Annotated in this window: 6 protein-coding genes and 3 pseudogenes; 5 read left to right on the top strand and 4 right to left on the bottom strand. The window is 46.6% G+C overall.

Going from position 1 to position 6,537, the window contains the following annotated elements:
* Nucleotides 1-698, top strand: a 698-nt coding sequence (locus tag AXFE_RS16345) for a zinc ribbon domain-containing protein (protein ID WP_152626177.1), incomplete at its 5' end; no start/stop codon positions are given.
* Nucleotides 699-884 carry a hypothetical protein gene (locus AXFE_RS16350; protein ID WP_052607004.1) on the top strand — a complete coding sequence of 62 codons (186 nt, stop codon included), beginning with the start codon at nucleotides 699-701 and terminating at the stop codon, nucleotides 882-884. It begins immediately after the preceding gene.
* Between the two features lie 576 nt (nucleotides 885-1,460).
* Here AXFE_RS16350 and AXFE_RS16355 read toward each other — a convergent pair.
* Nucleotides 1,461-2,618: an aminotransferase class I/II-fold pyridoxal phosphate-dependent enzyme gene (locus AXFE_RS16355; RefSeq protein WP_200891327.1), complete on the bottom strand. Its 1,158-nt coding sequence runs from the start codon at nucleotides 2,616-2,618 to the stop codon at nucleotides 1,461-1,463.
* 212 nt (nucleotides 2,619-2,830) lie between these two features.
* Here AXFE_RS16355 and AXFE_RS16360 point away from each other — a divergent pair, with 212 nt between their 5' ends.
* Nucleotides 2,831-3,124: an EthD family reductase gene (locus AXFE_RS16360; protein WP_052607006.1), complete on the top strand. Its 294-nt coding sequence runs from the start codon at nucleotides 2,831-2,833 to the stop codon at nucleotides 3,122-3,124.
* Between the two features lie 354 nt (nucleotides 3,125-3,478).
* On the opposite strand, the gene AXFE_RS21685 is transcribed toward AXFE_RS16360, so the two are convergent.
* From AXFE_RS21685 to AXFE_RS16375, 3 genes and pseudogenes are all read right to left on the bottom strand, one after another.
* The gene (locus AXFE_RS21685) at nucleotides 3,479-3,817 is read right to left on the bottom strand and encodes a chloride channel protein (RefSeq protein ID WP_082058850.1); all 339 of its coding nucleotides are present in this window, start codon (nucleotides 3,815-3,817) and stop codon (nucleotides 3,479-3,481) included.
* Between the two features lie 234 nt (nucleotides 3,818-4,051).
* Nucleotides 4,052-4,360 (bottom strand): annotated as a pseudogene (locus tag AXFE_RS18755) (chloride channel protein); the annotation flags it as partial.
* Nucleotides 4,361-4,454: 94 nt separating this feature from the next.
* On the bottom strand, nucleotides 4,455-4,841 hold the full coding sequence (locus AXFE_RS16375; RefSeq protein ID WP_052607009.1) for a hypothetical protein: 387 nt from the start codon (nucleotides 4,839-4,841) through the stop codon (nucleotides 4,455-4,457).
* 865 nt (nucleotides 4,842-5,706) lie between these two features.
* On the opposite strand from AXFE_RS16375, the pseudogene AXFE_RS19615 reads away from it, so the two are divergent.
* Both AXFE_RS19615 and AXFE_RS16380 read left to right on the top strand, forming a co-directional pair.
* Nucleotides 5,707-5,876 (top strand): annotated as a pseudogene (locus AXFE_RS19615) (IS1595-like element ISAxf1 family transposase); the annotation flags it as partial.
* A gap of 288 nt (nucleotides 5,877-6,164) precedes the next feature.
* Nucleotides 6,165-6,537, top strand: a pseudogene (locus AXFE_RS16380) (hypothetical protein); the annotation flags it as partial.

The following is a 6,537-nucleotide window of genomic DNA, read 5'->3' on the forward strand; positions in this document are numbered from 1 at the left end:
GCACTGATGACTCGGGAGTTCATCATGGCGACGAGTATGGCCGAGCGCTTAGTTCCATGACTAAGCGCAGGCATAAGACCGGCAAGGCAAGGAACAAACTTCACGCTCTATCAAAGAGAGATGCTGGCTCCAGAAGAACCAAGCACATCTCACGAAATAACCTAGGGACCAAGAAACAAAAAGCTCGACTCAGGCGTGCAAAGGCACAACTACAGACAATTTCGGGCGCTGCAATCAAAGAAGTGGTCTACGGAGAGGGCAATCGCACCAGAGCTAATGGACGAGCTCCCCAACATCCATCACAACGGCCAAAAGAAATCATCACCGAAGATCTGTCTCACCTAGGGGGTAAGGCTAAGTCTAAGAAGATATCTCGACTCTGCTCATCGTGGGCAAGGGACGAGAACCAAGAACGCATTATGGTACATGCGCATGTCGGAACCTCCGGCATTAAAACGGTCAACGCGGCCTACACCAGCCAAACATCTCCTAATCCAACGTGTGGGTATGTCTCTTTCGACAACCGAAGCGGGGATGTGTTTCACTGTCGTAACCCTTATTGGGATTGCAATTGGCAGGGCGATGCAGATCACGTAGCCTCCATGAACATCAAATCAAGGATCCAAGATCACCAGATCGACCGGTTCACTCCCTACACGGAAGTGAGAAAGATTCTTGACGCGAGGTTCCTACGCTAAATGGAAAGCCGGAACATCCTCGAAGATGCCAAGGCTAGCGCTCACGGCAGGACTCCAAGGATACCACGACAACGCGAGTTGGACGTGGGAGGTGTGCAACCACCGACTCGCCCTAGTTCTGCCCCCGTGGATGGGGCAGAACACGCAAAGGCGTCTGGAGAGCGAAAACAAAAGAGGTGCATATGAATGTATATGTATTTCGGAGCGGGTTGAAGAGAGACTCGATAAGCCTCTCTAGCTTCTAATTTAGCTTGTCGGTGTGAGTTTGTCAGAGCCCCTCTCGTGGCCTTCGAACAAACTCAGGTAAACTCATTTGAGGGTAATGACTATTTCCATAACTAACTTTCTTCTTGATTTTTCCGGACCTAGATAAATGAAGACAAAAATGCTGTTATTGGCTCGCCCTAGAGAGACGAAGGATCTCACTCCCAAGAAAGAGACTTTATATTTTGGCCTCTTAGATCCAAGGCAAATGACGATGAAGCGGCTCAAATGAGAGTAAAAGGGCTAAGAAACCTCTGGATGTTGACTCCAAAAGACCTCTGTTTTATTGGCCTTTATTTTATTGGCCTTTATCGGTGAGGGCTAGTTGCCAAATAGGATAAATAACTCTATTCTATTTGTGATTGTTTGGGCTGATCTTTGCCTCAAATCAAATTGCGAGAGAGCTAATCCCCACTCGGACTGGTTAGGTCGGGGTCATCTTCTTTATCCTTAGAGAGCATCTCAATATATGAACCTGGGCGAACTGAGAAAGCTCTCTTACTTGATCACCTTCAGGCGCTCCATGGCTTCAGAGATAATCTGTGGCCTCTTGCTGAAGGTCCACCTCAGGAGCTTTGATCCATCACTTGGTCTGGCGTAGAAGGTGGACGATGGAATAGCGACCACCTGTGCTTTGTGGGCTAGTTCCATGCAGTAATCGAGTGCATTTAGATCTGTCTTTGGTGAGATATCTGTGGTGACAAAGTAGGTTCCGTCCGATTTGATCGGATCTAGACCGAAATCTCGGAGACCGTCGATGAGAATCTCTCGAGATGGAGCCAATTGTGGCGCGATCATATCAGCGAAATAACGCCCTTTTGAAAGGGCGAATGCGATTGCTACCTGAAATGGCGCGCCATTTACGTAAGTTAGAAACTGTTTTGCTGTTCGGACTGCCCCAACGAGTTCGCTAGGTCCGGTAATCCATCCTATCTTCCACCCGGTAAATGAAAAGGTCTTGGCTCCGGAGGAGATTGTGAGGGTGCGTTGAGCCATTCCATCAAAGGTTGAAAGTGGATAGTGGGCTCCCCTGAAGATTATGTGTTCGTAGACTTCGTCTGTGATCGCCACAATGTCGTGTTCTATTACAACCCGGGCAATCTGACTTAATTCCTCACGAGAAAAGACTTTGCCTGTTGGATTGTGAGGCGAATTGATTAAGATTGCACGAGTTTTTGCTGTTATGGCATTACGGAGTTCTTCGGGGTTGAAGCTCCAATTTGGCCCAGAGAGGGTAACTGGAACGACTCGAGCACCGGCCATAGCGATTGTGGCCGAGTAAGAGTCGTAGGAAGGGTCAAAGACGATGACCTCATCTCCCACCTCACACAGGGCCAAAAAAGTAGCTGCTATCGCTTCGGTGGCACCTGCGGTAATCAAAACTTGATCGTTTGGATCAAGGTCAATAGAGTAGTAAAGCTTTTGATGCAGAGCTACCCCAGCGCGTAAATCGGCGATTCCAATGCCAGGAGGGTATTGGTTATGCCCCTGGTTTATGGCGTCAATGGCAGCTTTTGCTATTTCATGGGGGCCATCTGTATCTGGAAAGCCCTGGCCGAGGTTGATTGAGTTAGTCTCAATCGCTAGGTTTGACATGGTCGCAAAGATGGTGGTTCCAAAGCCCTGAAGGCGAGAGTTCAAATATGGAAGTCGCATTGACATTCCATGAATCTTATTCGTTGCGCCTTGCTAGCGTTGCCTAAATATAGAACGAAATGGTTCTGTAACGCTCAAAGTGTCGACGCGGTCTTCGCAGGAGGATTTTAGCCAGCCGACCTCGATGGTAATGTGGTAAATTTCAAATTGGCCAATATCTATAGACCACTTCGATGAGTTTTGGATTATCAGGATTAGGAGAGAGAATATCTATGGTTAAGTTGATTGCAATCTGGTCAAAACCTTTCGATGTCGATGGTTTTGAGGAGGATTATCTGTCGAATCACCTACCGATTGCCACCTCGATGGAGGGGCTAGTTTCAGCTGTCGGAGCCAAGGTCTTACTCGGCGAGGGATACAGAATTGCAGAGCTGACCTTTGAGTCGATGGAGTCTCTAGGTGCGATCATGGGTTCTGCATCGGGACAAAAGCTTAGTGAAGATTCAGATCGCCTTCAAAAGAAGTTTGGCGTGAAACTGACAACTTTGATAGCCGACTATTCCTAAGCGAGATCAAAGCTTGGTGGTGGTTTCAATTGGCGCTCGATGCGAGCCCTTTTGTAGCCACCAAAGAAAATTACCTAGTTAGTTACCCAGTTAGATTGATGGGACTTTTTAAACAACCGTTCCGTGATCTCCCCAGGGTGCGGGTCCCGAGCTTGATGTGGTTGCTGATGGGTCACAGTTTGAGCTTGGAGAACCTTTGCCTTTGCAACTGAGAGGATCTCTTTAGGTGTCGTTGTTGGGCGACATTTTTCCCAGCATTGGTAGGCGGTGGTGTGGCTTAGCTCTGGCTTATCTCCTTCTTGGGAAAGTTTAGGAGTTTGAGATAGATTCGCTTCGGTCATGAAGCTGTGACACTTAGATGGTTGCATCAAAATGCGACACTATGACGGAGGCGATTCCGATGGTGAGTATGGTAGGTGTGAGCGCTGAAATGCTATTAGTCAACTCGGCGACCATTATCATCAATGCGATTGGGATTCTTGCTATGCTGCCAAAGCAGGCACTCATTCCTACAATTACCCATGGTGTTGAAGAGAGCCCCATGGAGGGCACCAGGTGATGGAAGAGGCTCCAAAATGCACCACCTGTAAAGGTGCTAATTACCTTTCCGGGCCCAAAGGCTCCACCGGATCCGCCGCTTCCGATTGATAGCGAGGTTGCTATGATTCTAAGAAATGGAGTAGCAACGATTATCTATAAGGGAATCGAAGATATCTCTTTTTCATAGCGCAGCTTCTGTAACATAGCGCAGCTTCTGTAACATAGCGCAGCTTCTGTAACATAGCGCAGCTTCTGTAACATAGCGCAGCTTCTGTAACATAGCGCAGCTTCTGTAACATAGCGCAGCTTCTGTAACATAGCGCAGCTTTTGGATTCATCCATATCCGGTTCCCAATACCTCCGGGGCAATAAGTGCGAGTGATCCCACTAGTAATCCGCCAAGAGATGGGCGTAATATCCGGGAAAATGGCAGCTTCTTTGCAAGGGCAATTGTACGATAAAATACCTTCGAGTAGGCGCGATTCCTATCAAAGCACAGACGACACCGAAGATTGCGAAATATAAAAGAGAAATCGGTGAATTGACGAGATTTAATGCTGGAATGGAAAAGATTGGGTGGCAGCCCGTAGTGGTTCCAAAGATTGCATATGCGATTGACGATGAGATAAGACTAGGAATTATAGCGCTATATTCGAAGTCTTTGCGGTCGATTATCTCCGCCGCCATGATTGCTCCGCCAAGAGGTGCTTAAAAGATTGCACCAAGTCCAGAGCCCACGCCGATCGAGACAGCCAATCGAGCATCAGCCTCATTTAGGTTTAGGCTACGACTAGGGATCCAAAGCCAGCAGAGATCTGGGCCGTTGGTTCCTCTCGACCACCAAAGCAGCCACTACCAATTGTTTTGCAGATGCGATGATTTTTACGATTACGGTTCGAACCGCTATCGAGCGTGGATTGTGGTGTATGGCTGCATCGGTTCCGTAGCTCTCAACCTCGGGCGCGAAACTAAAGACTATGAGACCTGAGATCAGTCGGCCTAATCCAACGATAAGGGGGATCAAAAACGGATGGATAAACGAGCTTGATCCTGAGTTGTTACCTTCTCCAGCTGGAGTGGGAATGGAGTATGACCACAGTTCTTTCAAGAAGATAAAGGTACCAAGCTTCAAAGCCTGATAGAAGACGATTGCACCTAAGCCCGAGACGACTCCCACTTAGACCGCAAGCATAAGTTGTCTGGCTAGTTGTGATTTAGAGTTGAACCATTTTGCAAGAGAGTTAGCGGGTATCGGGCTTTCTTTGAAGTCTGACAATGCAATGGTCCTTGAGTTTTTCGCTGTGTAAAGCTTATTGTGAAATAAGGATTTTGGGGTGGTTTTAGGGATTCGATTTACATATAGGAATCCTTGGCCTCTGTCATCTGGAATTTATTTGAGACTTTATAGTACTAGGTATGGGGTGTTTTTTTATTTGCCTTATCGTCTGGCGTAATTTGATGTAAATTGTAGGACGAGCGAGATATCGGCTCAATATTGAATCGTATATTTGCTATTGCCTCTAACAATGGCCCCTTGTAATTACTGGGTGCGATCACTGGATGAATCCATATTCATAGTGCATAGACGATTCTGGTGGTTGCATTTATTGAGCGTAATTGACCTTAGTGATTTCAATAAAAAATAATGAAGTTGTCTATATCTAGGGGTTTGACGTAGTGAATGATTTGATTACATGAGCATTTCTAGAAACCGTATCAAGGAATGGTCATACTGACTAAAGCAGTGGATCGCGATTTAAACAGAGTTATATGGAAAAGTTGGCTTTTGACCAACATGGGCACTTTATTTTGGAGCGGCAGGCAGCTAGTTTATCTGTTTTCATTTGAGATTGCATGAATTTTGAAAAGTTGCAATATGGCATAGATATTAGATCCAACTCGGTTTGGATCGCGGCGGATGCGATTTTGAGAGATTTTAGATCAATTCAAAACATACTTATCAAGTTTCGTAAGTTTCGCCTTCACCGAGACCAGATTGGAGCTAATCCTTAGTAGAACAGATGTTCGATAAAGCTGTCTTGGTGGATATCTCAGGCTTTATAGTACGCTTCGCTTCAGAGGGAGCATGTGAAGATCATTTGATCAAATTGCTTATGCTATGAGGGATTTAGATGCCCAAAGTGTGACTCTGACCAATTTACTTTAGTAAGGCCAAATCATTTCAAGAAATGCAGCATCTCGAGCTCCACTTTTGTCAACGGCCATTTGAAAATGCATGAATATGGCCATTTGGCATGAATGAATATAGCCACGAAAATTGCATACAGGATGACCGCCTAGCGTGACGGCCCACTCTCGGGTCTCCTGGACCCGAGAGTGGGCATGCAAAGGCGGTCTGGCTATCACTTTTTGAGAAAAAAGAAGAATGAAGGCCCTTATCTTGGGGCATTATGGATTTATCCAGTTCCTAATGCCGAGAAAGGGCCCAAAGTGAAGGATAGCAAAGAATCCATGGAAATTATTGAGGCTTACGATCTTTTTGGATCGTATAACGGAGCAGCGCAGTTCGTTGGCTGTTCTCCTAATACCCCTAAAGAAGTATGTTCAAGCAAGAAATGCCGGACAACTGATACGACAGGGTCAATATGAGAGGCGTCCTAAGGCCACCGATAAGTACGCTGGCATAATTGAGGAAGCCGTTGACAAGTCTAAGGCTAAGGTCCGGGCTAAGGCGATCCATGTCAGGCTGGTGGCGCTAGGTTATAACGGTTCAATTCGAAGCACTAGAAGAGCTGTAGCTACAGCCAAGGTCGCCTGGAGGAAATCTACGCAAAGAATCTTTTGGCCTTGGATTGCCGAGATGGGGAAATGGGCACAGTATGACTTTTCATGGTCCTGTGATCGATGGGAAA

The organism is Acidithrix ferrooxidans (assembly GCF_000949295.1).
Taxonomy (GTDB): domain Bacteria; phylum Actinomycetota; class Acidimicrobiia; order Acidimicrobiales; family Acidimicrobiaceae; genus Acidithrix; species Acidithrix ferrooxidans.